A 14,152-nucleotide genomic window follows, 5' to 3' on the forward strand; every position below is an offset into this window, starting at 1 on the left:
GTAGTTGAAGCGGAGTTTTTGCTTTTCTTCGAGGCGGATCGCGTATTCAGAGCGCTTGCGACGGGCTTGGCCGTGCTGACCGGGGGGATAAGACCGTTTAGCGGCCTTCCGGGTGAGACCGGGGAGGTCTCCCAGGGGAAATCACTTAACTCTGACTTGTTTTTTGGGGGGTGCATGAACCCAAAGACCAAGAACTATCACGTCGTCTATTGGTTGTCGATTGGTGCACTTTTTGTTCTATCCATGAATCTGGGGCCATCATCCTGGCTGGCTTTGATTGCTGCTCACTTTTCCCTATGTCTCTGGAATGAGTTTGTCTGGGCGAAGCGCAATCCTTAGCCGAGCTGCAGATTGCGGGTCCCTGAAATGGCCTGCATGGCCAACAGAAGTGCAATCAGGGCATTGATGGCGATGTGGAGCCTTCGCACCATCGACTGTCGCCCGATCAACGGTTGCAGGCTGAGATTGCACAGAAGCAGGGCGCACAGCATCAGGCCCATCCAGAAATGGGATTGCCAGAACAGTGCCGTCCAGGGCTGATCGCTGAGTCGGTCCACGGCGGGTTGAAGACCCAGCAGCAACAGGCCAGCCAGGCTGCCGCAGGCCCAAAGGCCCCGTTGCCAGGCCTGGCGTGTTTGCAGTAGCCGTAGGAAGCAGGCCAGCACGGCTACGGCCGCGGCCAGGATCGGTCCTGTGTTGTTGGCCTTGGGGATCAGGCTGTGACTGAGAGCGATCAGGATTGACGTCAGCACGCCACCGGTCGCCCAGGCCCCGAGCTGAGCATGTTCGACCGGGACTGTGGCTGCAATGGGGTTGATCTTCAGTCTGCGTTCCCTAGCCAAGATCCCAAGTCGGATGGTGGCCCCGACCATGGGTTAGACGAACAAGATCATCAACACCGGATGCAGCAGCCTCATCCAGGCATGGAGGCTGAGGACCTGATCAGACAAAGCAACGAACTCGCTGAACCCAGCCTGCCCGATTCACCTCGCCGCTGGCGGCGAAGGCTGATGCTGGCCGAGCGTGCAGCTTAAAAACCCTCGCAGAAATACAACCAGTCCTTTCTGACTTGTTTGGCATAGGACTTGGCGATTCGCGTTGTGAAAATCGCAAACTCTTCCTCCCGGTCATGGGCAATACGATTGATGGTTGCCTCAAAGACATACTGATCAAGGGAATGATTCAACCGTCTGGCGGCACGGAGATGCTTTGTGGCCATGATGGTGGCCCACTGGCTGGCCATTTTCAGATATTTTTTGGGTTGCGTCAGTGTTTCTGTTGGAAAGTCGTTTTTGAAGGGAGACCTCTCTCGAACAGAGAAGACATCTCCATTCATGCTGAGCCAGCCCAGATGCTGATCGGGGTATTCGGCAAGTGCCCGGTAGGCCTCTGCATGACGATGGGCATGATTGTCGAAGTTGTACTCATATTCTTTGATCTCCTCGTCGCTGAGGTAGGAGAAGGCTGTTGGTTGGACCTGTTGTTTGATATCTAAAATAATATCGTCGTATGCATGGTCTGTATTTCCTCGAATTAAGACGTAGTAGCGTTTTAATCCGACGGATCCAGTTCCTGCTCCGTGTCGTTCAGAGACGTCGAGGATCGTGTTGTGGAGCGCATTGACGGCGGCAAATTCCTTGGGAATCGTTTTTAGATAGTCTTGAAAGGCGTCTGTGATCGCTTGGCGCGTCTCAGGGTCTGCTGGGGAGAGCTTTCCTTCAATGGCTTGAAATGTTCTATTTTTGCCGTTGCTGACTTCTGTCCACTTTTTGAGCATCCGCTCGCGGCTGTATTTCTTGGATATCTTTTCAAGGAACTTGGAGAGAGGCTTGCACGTATTCTCGTGGTTGAACGAGCAAGAGAATAGGTCCACCTGCTCGTAGGACGAGATCGTTTTCAGGTAGACCTTCGCAAAGGTCTGAATTGCTTCGGTGAGCTCCGGGTCATCCAGTTGTTTGTTCTCCCAGGCATCCAGGACCATGCTGGTGGCGAATCGCCAGATGTCGTATTGATAGTCGGCAACGAGTGAATCGTCGTAGTCGTCAAAGCCAAAGGCGATATTGCCTGAATTATTTAGGTATGCGCCCATGTTGTAAACGTGGGCGTCACCCTCAAGCCATGTTCTGGAGAAGGCGCTTCCGCCGAAGCGGTTGATTTGCCAATCCCCTGCAAAGTCAGACCAGAAGATATGGTTCGAGCCCCTGAAAAATGCATAGGGGCTCGTCTTCATTTTCTCGAATTTTTCCTGCCTTAATGGATTCGGAACTTCCCGGTTGTGGTGCTCAATCGCTTCGTGAATCTTTCCCTTCCGGTCGTAGCTTTTGGATGTAAAGATGATATTTTTCATGGGGACAACGTGGCTTTGTTGATTCATAGCCATGGGTGTTCGTGCGCGCATCGTCCTCAAGAATCTCTTTATTGGCGCTTCATGGATCTTCTTTGCTTTCGGTGACGTGCTGTTAACGGTTGTGGGAGCGTCTGTTGTCTCTCAAAACAGAAATAAATCGGTGTGCTTCTCTTGCCTTGTCGCTGTCGTGGATAGTCCTGTTGATCATGGAGTCGACCGATGACGCTGGCTCGGATCCCCCATCTCAGGGTTAAGAAGATTCTCTGGGGCACACTTGCTGTTCTGCGGGTGCTTCTTGCCCTGTCGGTTGTGGCCTATGTCGCAGTGGAGTACATCGAATTCAATTCGAACAAAGAGGTTCTGCATCTCACCTTGTTTTCGATGTTCTTTTTGCTCTCTAATTTTCTGATCAACGTTGGCCGGCATAAGGCGGCCATTCAGAGCGATGAACATGCGCAGAGCTTGTTCTGGATGGCGATGTTTGCCCTGTGCGCGGCAATGCTCGAATTGGTGGATCTGGCCTTGGATCAGGTGTTGGCAGTACTGGCCGATCCTTCGATGCTGATCTATTTCCATGCTGTGAGTGTGATCGAGTCGTTGATCGGTCTTTGTGCGGTGTTGATGGTGTACTTCTCGATTGACAGGTTTCTTGTGTTTCTGCGCTCCATCTCGTTTGAACTCAGGCATATCGGCCTTTAATTCAAAAAAAATCCCCCGCCCATTGGGCGAGGGATGATTCTGCAGGCCAATGACCTGCAACCAGGTTCTGTCTGGAATCAGACCTTGCGGGAGTAGTACTCCACCACCAGCAGTTCGTTGATTTCCAGAGCCACCCACTCGCGCTCGGTCCGGCCGATGACTTTGGCGCTGAGCTTGGCTTTGTCGAGCTCGAGGTGGGGAGGCACGTTGGCGAGACCCGGGAATTCCAGGTTGGCCTCAGCCAATTTCTTGCTGCACTTGCGCTCACGCACGGCGATCACGTCACCGGGCTTGCACTGGTAGCTGGCGATGTCGGTGACACGACCGTTCACGGTGATGTGACCGTGGTTCACCAGCTGGCGGGCACCGGGAACGGTGGGGCCGAAGCCGAGGCGGAAGCAGACGTTGTCGAGTCTGTTCTCGAGAAGCTTGAGCAGGTTGGTTCCGGTGGAACCGTCCTGGGCACGGGCTTTTTTCACGTAGCGCACCAGTTGGCGCTCGGAGACCCCGTAGTTGAAGCGGAGTTTTTGCTTTTCTTCGAGGCGGATCGCGTATTCAGAGCGCTTGCGACGGGCTTGGCCGTGCTGACCGGGGGGATAAGACCGTTTAGCGGCCTTCCGGGTGAGACCGGGGAGGTCTCCCAAGCGCCGCGTGATCCTCAGTCGAGGGCCGCGGTAGCGAGACATAGGGAAGTGAGTCGGTGGTTCAATCGTGCGTCTGACTCGGCATGCTGGATCCAGTAAATGGGTCTCAGTCGCCTGACCATGCACGAATCGACCACTGTATCGGGCGATCGACAGGAGACGGTCCAGTCGTGGTTCAGCCGCGGATTGGCCACGGTTCTGTTGGCCTTGATCGGTTTTTATCGCCGTTTCATTTCACCGCTGCTCGGTCCCCGCTGCCGGTTCACGCCCACCTGCAGTGCCTACGGCTTGGAGGCGATTCAGCGGCATGGTCCTTGGAGGGGAAGCTGGCTCACCGTCAAGCGTCTGCTGCGATGCCACCCATGGACGCCCTGTGGCTGTGATCCTGTCCCCGATTGATGGTTGATGCGATGACCCAGGAGCTGACTCTGTTCAGTCGTCAGGGCTGCTGTTTGTGCGAGGGGCTGGAGCAACGGCTTCAAGCGCTCGATCTCGCTGCTCTGGATCTGCGGATCGTGATCATCGACATCGATGCCTCCGACACGCCCGCGGCGGTGAAAGCGCGCTTCGACCTGGAGGTTCCTGTGTTGGCGCACGCCGGGCGGGTGTTGCCGCGGGTCTCACCACGGCTGAAGGGAGATGGTCTGTTCGATTGGTTGCAACGCGCTCTGTCGTCTGGTGCGGAACCGACTTAAAACTCTGGAACCTGACCGGGACCTCCGTGAGTGAGACGCTGCATTCCCTGCTGAAGGATGTGGGAGTCGCCATCCCGGATGGTCTCGACAATTGCCCGCTCTCGGCGATTACCAGTGATTCCCGTGCGGTCGGTGCGGGTTCCCTCTTTCTGGGTTTGCCTGGAGAACGGGTGGATGGAGGTCGTTTTTGGCGGAAGGCCCTGGAGTCGGGAGCGGCGGCGGCCGTGATCGGACCCGCCGCTGCCACCGCAGACCCTCCGGCTGATGGCGATCCAGTGGTTGTGGTTCCCGAGCCCGTCGCCAGGCTTGTGGGCGATCTGTCGGCGTCGTTCTGGGATCACCCCAGTCGGCGCATGGCCTTGATTGGTGTCACAGGCACCAATGGCAAAACCACCACCACGCATTTGATTGAGCATCTGGCGGGGCGCGTGGGTCAGCCAACAGCTCTGTTCGGCACCCTGGTGAACCGCTGGCCCGGTCACAGCATCACGGCGACGCACACCACGGCGTTCGCAGACCGTCTTCAGGCTCAGTTGGCGGAAGCAGCCTCGGCAGGGGCTCGCCTGGCGGCGATGGAGGTGAGCTCCCATGCCTTGGCGCAGCATCGCGTTGCCGGTTGCCGTTTTTCTGGGGCGGTGTTCACCAACCTCACCCAGGATCACCTCGACTATCACCCCTCCATGGCGGACTACTTCGAGGCCAAGGCCTCGTTGTTTTCGGCGCCGCTGTTTGCGCCGGGTGGGCCCCGGGCCGTGGTCAACAGTGACGATCCCTGGGGGGCTCAATTGGCTGAACGGTTGGGGGGTCTGTGCTGGCGCAGCGCCTTGTCTGATCTCGATGCTGAGTTGCGGATGGAGGAGCTGGAGCTGACCAGCGGTGGCGTGCGGGGTCGCCTGATCAGCCCCTGCGGCGACGGGGTGTTCCTCTCCCCACTGTTGGGTCGGTTCAATCTGATGAATCTGCTCCAGGCCGTGGGGGTGTTGTTGCAGCAGGACCTGCCCTTGCCGTTGCTGCTGGATGCCATCGCTGATTTCCGTGGCGTCCCCGGTCGGATGGAGCGTGTGATCGTCCGGGGCGCCGACGGCAGCGCACTGCCCACGGTTTTGGTGGATTACGCCCATACCCCCGATGGCCTGGAGAATGCACTAGCGGCCGCAAGGCCGTTCTGCGGTGGACGCTTGATCTGTGTGTTCGGTTGCGGCGGTGATCGCGATCGCGGCAAGCGTCCTCAGATGGCAGCGATTGCAGCCCGTCTTGCTGACCGGGTTGTGATCACGTCGGACAACCCGCGCACGGAAAATCCCCAGCGGATTTTGGATGATGTGGTGGCTGGTGTTCCCGCCGGTACGGAGCTGCTGGTGGAGGGGGATCGGGCCCAAGCGATCGCTGCAGCCATTGCCGAGGCAGCGGCGGACGACCTGGTGTTGGTGGCCGGCAAAGGTCACGAGGACTATCAGATCCTGGGATCAGAGAAGGTGCATTTTGACGATCGAGAGCAGGCCGAGCTGGCCCTAAGGCTCAGGCTCTGACCGGGGTAGTGGCACGATATGGGTGGGATATCTCTTCTTTATTGATTCGATATCGTGCCAACTGCGGTTCCGAGTGCTTTGATTTCGGTCTCGGTGCAGCTGACATGGGTGCAGGCCCGCAGGCAGATCGGATCGGCCAGATCACGGATCCAGACCCCCTGGTTGCCCAGCTGTTTCACCAGGTCCGATGCGGCGGCTGCCCCGGGGAGTCGAAAGCTCACCAGACCGCTGGCCGGGGCCACCGTCAACAGCGGTTCCACCCCCTTCAGTTGGTCCAGCGTCCGCCAGAGCGAGCCGCTGAGTCGCTGGATGCTGGCCAGCCGATCCTCCGCCGAGCCCTCCGCCTCGAGCAGCGCCATCGAGGTGCGCAGCCCTGCCATCAGGGGGACGCAGCTGGTGGCCACTTCGAAGCGGCGGCTGTCGTGGTGGAACGGATCGCTGCTGTTGAGGTCAGCTTTGCTTTCATCGCGCAGGCTGCGCCAACCGATCACGGTGGGTTGGGCGTCCTCCAGCACGCGCTCCGACAGGGCTACGCCACCGAGTCCCTCCGGACCGCAGGCCCATTTGTGCCCTGTGAAGCCATAGATGTCAGCGGCGGCGGCAGCGGCGGCAACGGGAATCTGACCAAAGCTCTGGGCGGCATCCACCAGGAGGAAGGGTTGCTGGGGATGGTGCTGCAAGTGCTCGGCCACGCCCACGATCGGCATGATCTGGCCGGTGTTCCAGAGCAAATGGCTGAGCACGACGAGGCGGGTGCGCGGGGTGAGGCGCTCCTCCAGCCCCCGCAACACTCCGGCGTCGGTGCTGGCCTGATCCCCCCGCAGCTGTTTGACCGGCAGGGTGTCGATGGCGAGGTTCTCGCGCCGGGCCAGTTCCACGCAGGCCGCCACCACGCCCGGATGTTCGCAGTCGCTGATCAGCATCCGATCGCCAGCGGCGAACGGAAGCCCCCAGAGCGGCAGGACGCAGCCACTGGTGACGTTTTCAGTTAAGGCGAGCCGATGGGGAGGGACGCCGCACCACTGGGCCAATTGACGACGGGTGCTGTTCACCTCGGAGGCGATGAAGGGCCAGACATCACCGGTGAAGGGGCCCAGCTCCTGGATCCGTTGCCAGCTGGCTGTGATCGCCTCCAGCGATGGGGTCGGCAAGGGCCCCTGGCCGCCGTAGTTGAAGTAAGTCTTGTTGTGCAGTGCTGGGCAAAGTTCACGAAACAAAACCTGACATCAACCGCACGACTCACCAAAAATAGGTGAGTTGTCCGTCCATTCCCAGCGCACGGTTATGTCAGGACAGCCACCGCAGCAGAGTTTGTTGTTGCGCGGCGCACTTTGGCTGAATGGAAAAGCTCCACTCAGGCCTGCTTTGGGGCCTTATCCGGGTGCTCTGATTTCCCTCAATATTTTGGCCTCGTTGTTCAGCCATGTTCATACAGATGCCTCGATGCGCATCCTGCATGGCTATAGCTCGATCGGATTGATTCCAGGTTTGTTGACCTGCGCACTGACCTTCCCAGTGATGTTGAGGCGACGCCAACCGATGGCTGCCGTCTTGATTTTGGTGTTGTTGGTTTTTAATGTTGTCTTGCTCAATGTCAATACTTGGGTCGCTATTCAGGGCATGGGTATTCCCCACGGCAACCTGTTTCATTTGGCTTTAGCAAGTGCAATTGTGTTCAACTTGTTTTTGGCGCATCGCGTCACGTTGAATCCTGCCGCTGGTGCTGCCACATCTGATCAAAACTTCGGGCTGCTGCTGTGACAGCACTTGATTGGCTTTGGGTCCTGCATCCGGCCCTTGCGGTTGTGCTGGTGTACCCGCTGTTGGGCATGGTGGTTCGCCTCGCCTGGCAGACCCGGCAGCGGCGGGTGGCACGGGTCAAGCATCCGGTCAGCGTCGGGGCCGATCACAGCGGTCTTGGCCGGTGGCTGAGTGCTGCGGTTGTGGTCCTTGTGCTGTTGGCTCTGGCGGTTGTCATCGGCAGTCAGGCTGCGGTTGGGATCGGTGGCGTCCGGTCGCTGCAACTGGTCCTCGCCTTCAGCGGGACCGCTGTCAGCCTGATGGCCTTGCTGCGCAGCCAGGCGGCGGCGGCGCGTTTGACCTTCAGCCTGATGACCTGGCTTGGCGTTCTCGGTCTTGGTGCCCAGCCGGAGGTTTGGCGCGTGTCTGATAACCCCTTGCAGGGAGCCTTTTGGCAGTCCCACTACTGGGGTGGAGTGGCCTTGACCGGCTTGATGTTGTTTGCCCTCGGTGCCCAGCGGGAGATCCAACGCGATCTGCGCCTGCGCCGCCTGCATGTCACGGCTTCGGTGTTGGTCGCGGTCTTGTTTGTGCTCCAGGGCATCACGGGCACCCGTGATCTGTTGGAGATTCCGCTGAGCTGGCAGAAGCCAGCCATGGCCAGGTGTGATTTTGTTCTGCAGCGTTGTGCTGATTAGTTGCTGCCTCGGATCAGTGTGCGGGTTGGGAATGGCATCTGTGCTCCCATCTCCTCAATTACATCTCCGACTAAAAGCAGCAGGGTGTGTTGAAGTTCCAGGGCGTCTTGGTAGTCATTGCTCCTGCTGCAGCACACCAATTGGCAGTCGAGGCTGGAGTCCCCGTAACCGTCAAGGATGACAAAGCGCTCATGTTGCTTGTCGATGAGGGCATTGAGGGACATTTGGTGGAGCAGTTCTGCCCGGATGGGCTCGATTTTGCTGCGGTCGTTGAACCTTAGCGAGAAGTGGATGATCACTCTCCTGCTGTCGATCTCGCTGATATTCATGACGGAACGACTGCCAAAAATCGAGTTGGGGATGAAGACTGGCTGCCTGTCGTAGGTGCGCAATTGGGTGTAGTACCAGCCAATCTGCTCCACGATCCCAGAGAGTTTCTCGGAGGGTATTTCGATGAAATCACCAACAATAAAAGGCCTGTTGATGTAAAGGGAAAAGCCTGTTAGTGAGTTGGATACAACGCTCTGTGCGCCGAACGCGACCGCTGCGGCTCCAAGGCCCCCCGCCGTCGCAAGCACAGTGACAGGAACGCCGAGAATGCCCAGGGCTGCAAGCATCAACAGGACGAACGATGTTGTACTGAGAACTTTCTCGAATACATCAGCCAAAAAAATCTTTTCTCGGTTCGCCATGCTTGATGGGAAGCGATTCGTGAATTGATCGCGTTTGATGCGGAAGCAGCTCGTCCAGCGTTGAATGGTCCAGGAGGCCCCACAGGTGATCAAAAAGGTACGGAGGCTATCGATGTTCAAGATCGACAGCTTGGCCCGCGCTGGAATGAGTTGGAACAGCCAAGTGGTCAGCGCAATGACCAAAACCGTGCTGCAGATGCTGATGCACGACGTCAGGGCCAGATCCCGCCAGGGTTGTCGTCGCAGCGCAGTCTTGGCCAAGAGTTGAAGGATGGCCCAGACCACTGTGGCGATCAGCAGTCCGAGAACCAGTCGCTCAAGGCGAAGCGGCAGTTCTGGAATCAGCATTGTGGCGGCGAGAGAAGAACATGTTCTGGCTGGTCTCCTGACTCCGGTGGGTTCATTCAGGCGACCCTTTGTTGGTATTCAGATTGCATTGAGTCTGCAAAAGGATTCCTGTCGGATTTGATTGACCGGATCAATCTTCACTTGGTTCTAGTTTCGGTCCGCGACATACTCAGTCGCCGATTTGCTGCTGAAGGCTCTCAAGCAAGGCCAGTACGGCCGGTTCATTGGCGTGTTTGGCCAGAACCACAAGGTTTTCGGTGTAGTTGTAAGGCTCGAAATGTTCATCCACCTGCCAGGGCAGTGGCTGAGCAGCGCGCATCTCTGGGGTGAGATAAGCCATGAGGAAGCTTTGTCCTGAATGCCGCGACGATCGAAGGATCCCTGCTTGAGCCTGGCCGCTCTGTCCAACGGTGAGCAATTGTTCGAACCACTCTTGTGACCGTTCGCGGCAGCTTGTGGGCAGGAAAGGCATCAATTTCAGCTGCAGACTCCCGTTCTCCAGGCTCCATCGGAAGTGATCGGAGAGATCGTCGTCACCTTGCTGGTGGTGGACCAGCAAGGTGAGATCAATCGGGCGTTGGTGCAGTTCAAGGATGAACAGATCGTCTCGATCGTCAGGGATCTGTGTCGGTGTGGCGAGACAGGCATCGAGCACGTGCTCCCTCACCAGGGTGATGGGATCGCTGCAGCTGAGGTCTGATCGTTGCGCGTTCATCATCCAGCCCTCGGGAGACAGCAGGCCAGGACTGTGCTGAATCCAGTAAGGAGCTTGGAGGCGCAGACCCCGCCTGTGTTTCATGCGCGCCAGCTGGTGCACCTGACGCTCCAGATCCAGAAGCTGGAGATCACCGGACACCGTCAACTCACCATTGGTGCGTTGTAACTGGATGCCGAATTGTTGAAGAACCTTGTTGTTGCGGCGGGAAACAGTGCTCTGGTTCGTGAAATAAAGATCGGCAGCACGTTCAGTTGAGCCCAGCCAGAGAGTCAAATCGAGGGCCGTGAGTTGCTCCTCGGTGACCATCCAACTGGGGCTGTTGGGTCAAATCTATGTCTGTCCGATCAAAAAGCTCGTCAGAGAACCTGGACGACTTCGCTGACTTCAGGGATGGATTCGCGCATTTTGCGCTCGATGCCCATCTTCAGGGTCATGGTGCTGCTGGGGCAGCTGCCGCATGCGCCTTGCAGACGCACTTTGACGATCGGTCCGTCGAGCTCAACCACTTCGACATTGCCGCCATCGGCCATGAGGAAGGGACGCAGCTCATCGAGCACCTTTTCCACATTGTCCAAGGTCAAGGCCATGGTTTCGGTGCTCATCGGGTTGAACCAGACATCTCGGTCCCAAGGTTACGAAGCGGCCCCATAGGGTGACGAGAGCGGTTTTCACCCCAGGGTCCGGTGCTGAACGACGGCTCAACGCAATCCGAGGCGCGCTACGACGCCGTTCTGGTGGGGGCAGGGATCATGAGCGCCACCCTGGCGGCGCTGCTCCATGAGCTGGATCCGCAGCTCAAGCTGTTGTTGGTGGAGCGGCTGGAGGCTCCGGCGCTGGAGAGTTCAGCGGCGGTGAACAACGCTGGTACCGGCCATGCGGCCAACTGCGAGCTCAACTACACCCCGCGCCAGGCCGACGGCAGCGTGGCCACCGCCAAAGCCCTGGCGATCAATGCGGCCTTTGAACGCAGCCTCGAGTTCTGGAGCTCCCTGAGTGAGCAGGGGCGTTTGGAGCCCAGCGCCTTCCTCCACCAGGCTGCGCACATCAGTGCCGTCTGGACGGCGGAGAACATCGCGTTCCTGCGCCAGCGCCACAGCCAGCTGCAGCATCTGCCGGCCTTCTCCGCCATGCGTTGGAGCGAGGACCGAGCCGAGCTCAAGGAGTGGATGCCACTGGTGATGGAGGGGCGCGATCCCACGCAAGCGGTTGCGGCCACGCGGATTGAACGGGGCACGGATGTGGATTTTGGGGCCCTGACCCGGGCCTATCTGCTGCTGCTGCAACGCAGTGGCGCTCTCACGGTTCAGTACGGCACCCAGGTGCGGGATCTTCAGCGCTTGCGCCGGTCCGACATGACCGAGGGCGATTGGCGGGTGGTGCTGGATGGGCCCTCCGGTCGCCGTGAGGTGCAGGCGCCGTTTGTCTTTCTTGGCGCCGGCGGTGGTGCCCTGCCGCTGCTGCAACGATCGGGAATTCCCGAGGCCGCTGATTTCGCCGGTTTTCCGGTGAGCGGTCTCTGGTTGGTCTGCAACAACCCGGACCTGGCTCAACGTCACCACGCCAAGGTGTACGGCAAAGCAGCGGTTGGGGCACCGCCGATGTCGGTGCCCCATCTCGACACGCGTTGGATCGATGGCCAGCGCTCGTTGCTGTTTGGTCCCTATGCCGGCTTCAGCAGCAAGTTTTTGAAGCAGGGCTCCCTGCTGGATCTGCCGGCGTCGGTGCGTCCCACCAACCTGCTGCCGATGTTGCAGGTCGGGGTCACCAACGTTGAACTGGTGCGGTATCTGATCAATCAATTGCGCCAGAGTCCGCAGGAGCGCCATCGGGCCCTGCTGGATTTCATGCCCACAGCCAAGCCGGAGGACTGGAGCTTGTCGGTGGCAGGCCAGCGGGTGCAGATCATCAAGCGCAGCAAAGAAGGGGGCCGTCTGCAGCTGGGAACGGAGGTGGTGGCGTCCGCGGATGGCTCGCTCGCCGCGCTGTTGGGGGCGTCCCCCGGGGCCAGCACGGCCGTCACGATCATGTTGGAGGTGCTGCAGCGCTGCTTCAAATCACAGCTCGATCACCCGGCCTGGCAGCAGCGGTTGCGGGAGCTGTTGCCGAGCATTGAGGGCGACCCACAGCGGGATCCCGAGGTGTTGCGCCGCATGCGCGAGCGCAGTGATGCGGTGCTGGGTCTTACTGCCTGAGGTTCACCAGCACCACTCCGGCGGTGATCAGGCCGATGCCGATCAACTGGCCTGGATTGAGCATCTGTTGATAGGCGAAGCGTCCCACCAGCACGATGGCCACGGTGCCGATGCCACTCCAGAGGGCATAGGTGAGGCCCAGGGGGAGGGTGAGCACCACCTTGGAGAGCAGTCCCATCGCCACGGCGTAGGCCAGCAGCACCAGCACGGTGGGCACCGGCTTGGTCATGCCCTCCGACAGGCGCAGGCAGGAGGTGCCGATCACTTCGGCGGTGATCGCCAGCAGCAGCAAGGGCCAGGGGTTGTTCATGGCAGGTGGAGACCCCTCCCTAGGATTGGTTCATCGTTGATCTTTGGACCCGAGACGGGATTCCGCCGCTGCATGACCGACGCCCCCGTCTCACGGATCCGCAACTTCTGCATCATTGCCCACATCGACCACGGCAAGTCGACCCTGGCGGATCGTCTGTTGCAGGACACGGGCACCGTGGCCAACCGGGACATGCAGGAGCAGTTCCTGGACAACATGGATCTGGAGCGGGAGCGGGGGATCACGATCAAGCTCCAGGCCGCCCGGATGAATTACACGGCGGCCGATGGGGAGGAGTACGTCCTCAACTTGATCGACACCCCCGGCCACGTTGATTTCTCCTACGAGGTGAGCCGCAGCCTGCAGGCCTGTGAAGGCGCCTTGCTGGTGGTGGATGCCAGCCAGGGCGTGGAAGCTCAGACCCTGGCCAACGTGTATCTGGCGCTGGACAACGATCTCGAGATCATTCCGGTGCTCAACAAGATCGACCTCCCCGGTGCGGATCCCGATCGGATCAAGGAAGAGGTGGAGGCGATCATCGGCCTCGATTGCAGCAATGCCATCCCCTGTTCAGCCAAGACCGGGCTGGGTGTGCCGGAAATCCTCCAGGCCGTGGTGGACCGGGTGCCGCCCCCGAAGGATGCCGTCAGTGAGCCGACCAAAGCCCTGATCTTCGACTCCTATTACGACCCTTACCGGGGCGTGATCGTTTACTTCCGGGTGATGAGCGGGCAGATCAGCTGCAAGGACAAGGTGCTGCTGATGGCCAGCCAGAAGACCTATGAGCTCGACGAGATCGGGATCATGGCGCCGGACCAGAAGAAGGTCGATGCCCTGCATGCCGGTGAGGTGGGCTACCTCGCGGCGTCGATCAAGGCGGTGGCCGATGCCCGTGTGGGCGACACGATCACCCTGGTGAATGCCCCGGCCGATGCACCGCTGCCCGGTTACACCGAGGCCAAGCCGATGGTGTTCTGCGGCTTGTTCCCCACCGAGGCTGATCAGTACCCGGATCTGCGCGATGCCCTCGACAAGCTGCAGCTTTCCGATGCGGCGCTGAAGTACGAACCGGAAACCAGCAGCGCCATGGGCTTCGGCTTCCGCTGCGGCTTCCTGGGTCTGCTGCACATGGAGATCGTGCAGGAGCGCCTGGAGCGCGAATACGACCTCGACCTGATCGTCACCGCGCCGTCGGTGATTTACAAGGTGAACATGATCGATGGCTCGGAGGAGATGGTGGATAACCCGGCCACGCTTCCCGATCCGCAGAAGCGCGAATCGATCGAAGAGCCCTACGTGAAGATGGAGATCTATGCACCGAATGAATACAACGGTGCGCTGATGGGTCTCTGCCAGGAACGGCGCGGTGAATACATCGACATGAAGTACATCACCACCGATCGGGTGACGTTGATCTACGAGTTGCCGCTGGCGGAGGTGGTGACCGATTTCTTCGATCAGATGAAGACGCGCACCCAGGGCTATGCCTCGATGGAGTACAGCCTGATCGGTTATCGCAAAAACCAGCTGGTGCGCCTGG

17 protein-coding genes and 1 pseudogene are annotated in these 14,152 nt (G+C 59.3%); 9 read left to right on the forward strand and 9 right to left on the reverse strand.

Going from position 1 to position 14,152, the window contains the following annotated elements:
• Both ACGVKB_RS06635 and ACGVKB_RS06640 read right to left on the reverse strand, forming a co-directional pair.
• Window positions 1-135: pseudogene (locus ACGVKB_RS06635) on the reverse strand (30S ribosomal protein S4); the annotation flags it as partial.
• Window positions 136-335: 200 nt separating this feature from the next.
• Window positions 336-872, reverse strand: a complete 537-nt coding sequence (locus ACGVKB_RS06640; RefSeq protein WP_392350480.1) for a DUF4079 family protein — start codon at window positions 870-872, stop codon at window positions 336-338.
• Window positions 873-902: 30 nt separating this feature from the next.
• On the opposite strand from ACGVKB_RS06640, the gene ACGVKB_RS06645 reads away from it, so the two are divergent.
• Window positions 903-1,034, forward strand: a complete 132-nt coding sequence (locus tag ACGVKB_RS06645; protein WP_392350481.1) for a hypothetical protein — start codon at window positions 903-905, stop codon at window positions 1,032-1,034.
• On the opposite strand, the gene ACGVKB_RS06650 is transcribed toward ACGVKB_RS06645, so the two are convergent.
• Complete coding sequence (locus tag ACGVKB_RS06650; protein ID WP_392350482.1) at window positions 1,031-2,380, reverse strand: DUF2252 family protein; 1,350 nt, start codon at window positions 2,378-2,380, stop codon at window positions 1,031-1,033. The genes ACGVKB_RS06645 and ACGVKB_RS06650 overlap by 4 nt on opposite strands.
• A 186-nt stretch (window positions 2,381-2,566) precedes the next feature.
• Here ACGVKB_RS06650 and ACGVKB_RS06655 point away from each other — a divergent pair, with 186 nt between their 5' ends.
• Window positions 2,567-3,046 (forward strand): hypothetical protein, encoded by a 480-nt coding sequence (locus ACGVKB_RS06655; RefSeq protein ID WP_392350483.1) that lies wholly within the window; start codon window positions 2,567-2,569, stop codon window positions 3,044-3,046.
• Between the two features lie 77 nt (window positions 3,047-3,123).
• Here ACGVKB_RS06655 and rpsD read toward each other — a convergent pair whose 3' ends face one another.
• Window positions 3,124-3,732 carry a 30S ribosomal protein S4 gene (rpsD, locus tag ACGVKB_RS06660; RefSeq protein ID WP_392350484.1) on the reverse strand — a complete coding sequence of 203 codons (609 nt, stop codon included), beginning with the start codon at window positions 3,730-3,732 and terminating at the stop codon, window positions 3,124-3,126.
• Window positions 3,733-3,810: 78 nt separating this feature from the next.
• On the opposite strand from rpsD, the gene yidD reads away from it, so the two are divergent.
• From yidD to ACGVKB_RS06675, 3 genes are read left to right on the forward strand one after another with little or no spacing between them, the layout of a single operon-like run.
• Window positions 3,811-4,089 carry a membrane protein insertion efficiency factor YidD gene (gene yidD, locus ACGVKB_RS06665; RefSeq protein ID WP_392350485.1) on the forward strand — a complete coding sequence of 93 codons (279 nt, stop codon included), beginning with the start codon at window positions 3,811-3,813 and terminating at the stop codon, window positions 4,087-4,089.
• Between the two features lie 11 nt (window positions 4,090-4,100).
• On the forward strand, window positions 4,101-4,385 hold the full coding sequence (locus ACGVKB_RS06670; protein ID WP_392350486.1) for a glutaredoxin family protein: 285 nt from the start codon (window positions 4,101-4,103) through the stop codon (window positions 4,383-4,385).
• 26 nt (window positions 4,386-4,411) lie between these two features.
• Window positions 4,412-5,914, forward strand: a complete 1,503-nt coding sequence (locus ACGVKB_RS06675) for a UDP-N-acetylmuramoyl-L-alanyl-D-glutamate--2,6-diaminopimelate ligase (RefSeq protein WP_392350487.1) — start codon at window positions 4,412-4,414, stop codon at window positions 5,912-5,914.
• 38 nt (window positions 5,915-5,952) lie between these two features.
• Here the strand turns inward: ACGVKB_RS06675 and ACGVKB_RS06680 are convergent, their stop codons facing one another.
• Window positions 5,953-7,131 carry an aminotransferase class V-fold PLP-dependent enzyme gene (locus ACGVKB_RS06680; RefSeq protein ID WP_392350488.1) on the reverse strand — a complete coding sequence of 393 codons (1,179 nt, stop codon included), beginning with the start codon at window positions 7,129-7,131 and terminating at the stop codon, window positions 5,953-5,955.
• A 226-nt stretch (window positions 7,132-7,357) separates the two neighbouring features.
• On the opposite strand from ACGVKB_RS06680, the gene ACGVKB_RS06685 reads away from it, so the two are divergent.
• Window positions 7,358-7,675, forward strand: coding sequence for a hypothetical protein (locus ACGVKB_RS06685; protein WP_392350489.1), 318 nt, complete (start codon window positions 7,358-7,360; stop codon window positions 7,673-7,675).
• Window positions 7,672-8,352, forward strand: a complete 681-nt coding sequence (locus ACGVKB_RS06690) for a DUF4079 domain-containing protein (protein WP_392350490.1) — start codon at window positions 7,672-7,674, stop codon at window positions 8,350-8,352. The genes ACGVKB_RS06685 and ACGVKB_RS06690 overlap by 4 nt, the downstream gene beginning before the upstream one ends.
• Here ACGVKB_RS06690 and ACGVKB_RS06695 read toward each other — a convergent pair.
• The 3 genes from ACGVKB_RS06695 to ACGVKB_RS06705 all read right to left on the reverse strand — a co-directional run bounded on the left by ACGVKB_RS06695 (window position 8,349) and on the right by ACGVKB_RS06705 (window position 10,712).
• Window positions 8,349-9,227: a mechanosensitive ion channel family protein gene (locus ACGVKB_RS06695; RefSeq protein ID WP_392350491.1), complete on the reverse strand. Its 879-nt coding sequence runs from the start codon at window positions 9,225-9,227 to the stop codon at window positions 8,349-8,351. The genes ACGVKB_RS06690 and ACGVKB_RS06695 overlap by 4 nt on opposite strands.
• A 334-nt stretch (window positions 9,228-9,561) precedes the next feature.
• On the reverse strand, window positions 9,562-10,416 hold the full coding sequence (locus tag ACGVKB_RS06700) for a hypothetical protein (protein ID WP_392350492.1): 855 nt from the start codon (window positions 10,414-10,416) through the stop codon (window positions 9,562-9,564).
• A gap of 50 nt (window positions 10,417-10,466) precedes the next feature.
• Complete coding sequence (locus tag ACGVKB_RS06705; RefSeq protein ID WP_392350493.1) at window positions 10,467-10,712, reverse strand: NifU family protein; 246 nt, start codon at window positions 10,710-10,712, stop codon at window positions 10,467-10,469.
• A gap of 81 nt (window positions 10,713-10,793) precedes the next feature.
• On the opposite strand from ACGVKB_RS06705, the gene ACGVKB_RS06710 reads away from it, so the two are divergent.
• The gene (locus tag ACGVKB_RS06710) at window positions 10,794-12,302 is read left to right on the forward strand and encodes a malate:quinone oxidoreductase (RefSeq protein WP_392350494.1); all 1,509 of its coding nucleotides are present in this window, start codon (window positions 10,794-10,796) and stop codon (window positions 12,300-12,302) included.
• Here ACGVKB_RS06710 and ACGVKB_RS06715 read toward each other — a convergent pair.
• Entirely contained in the window at window positions 12,292-12,612 is a 321-nt protein-coding gene (locus ACGVKB_RS06715; RefSeq protein ID WP_392350495.1) for a DMT family transporter, read from the reverse strand. The genes ACGVKB_RS06710 and ACGVKB_RS06715 overlap by 11 nt on opposite strands.
• A gap of 72 nt (window positions 12,613-12,684) precedes the next feature.
• On the opposite strand from ACGVKB_RS06715, the gene lepA reads away from it, so the two are divergent.
• Window positions 12,685-14,152, forward strand: a 1,468-nt coding sequence (gene lepA / locus ACGVKB_RS06720) for a translation elongation factor 4 (protein WP_392350496.1), incomplete at its 3' end; no start/stop codon positions are given.

The organism is Parasynechococcus sp., assembly GCF_042954325.1.
Classification (GTDB): domain Bacteria; phylum Cyanobacteriota; class Cyanobacteriia; order PCC-6307; family Cyanobiaceae; genus Parasynechococcus.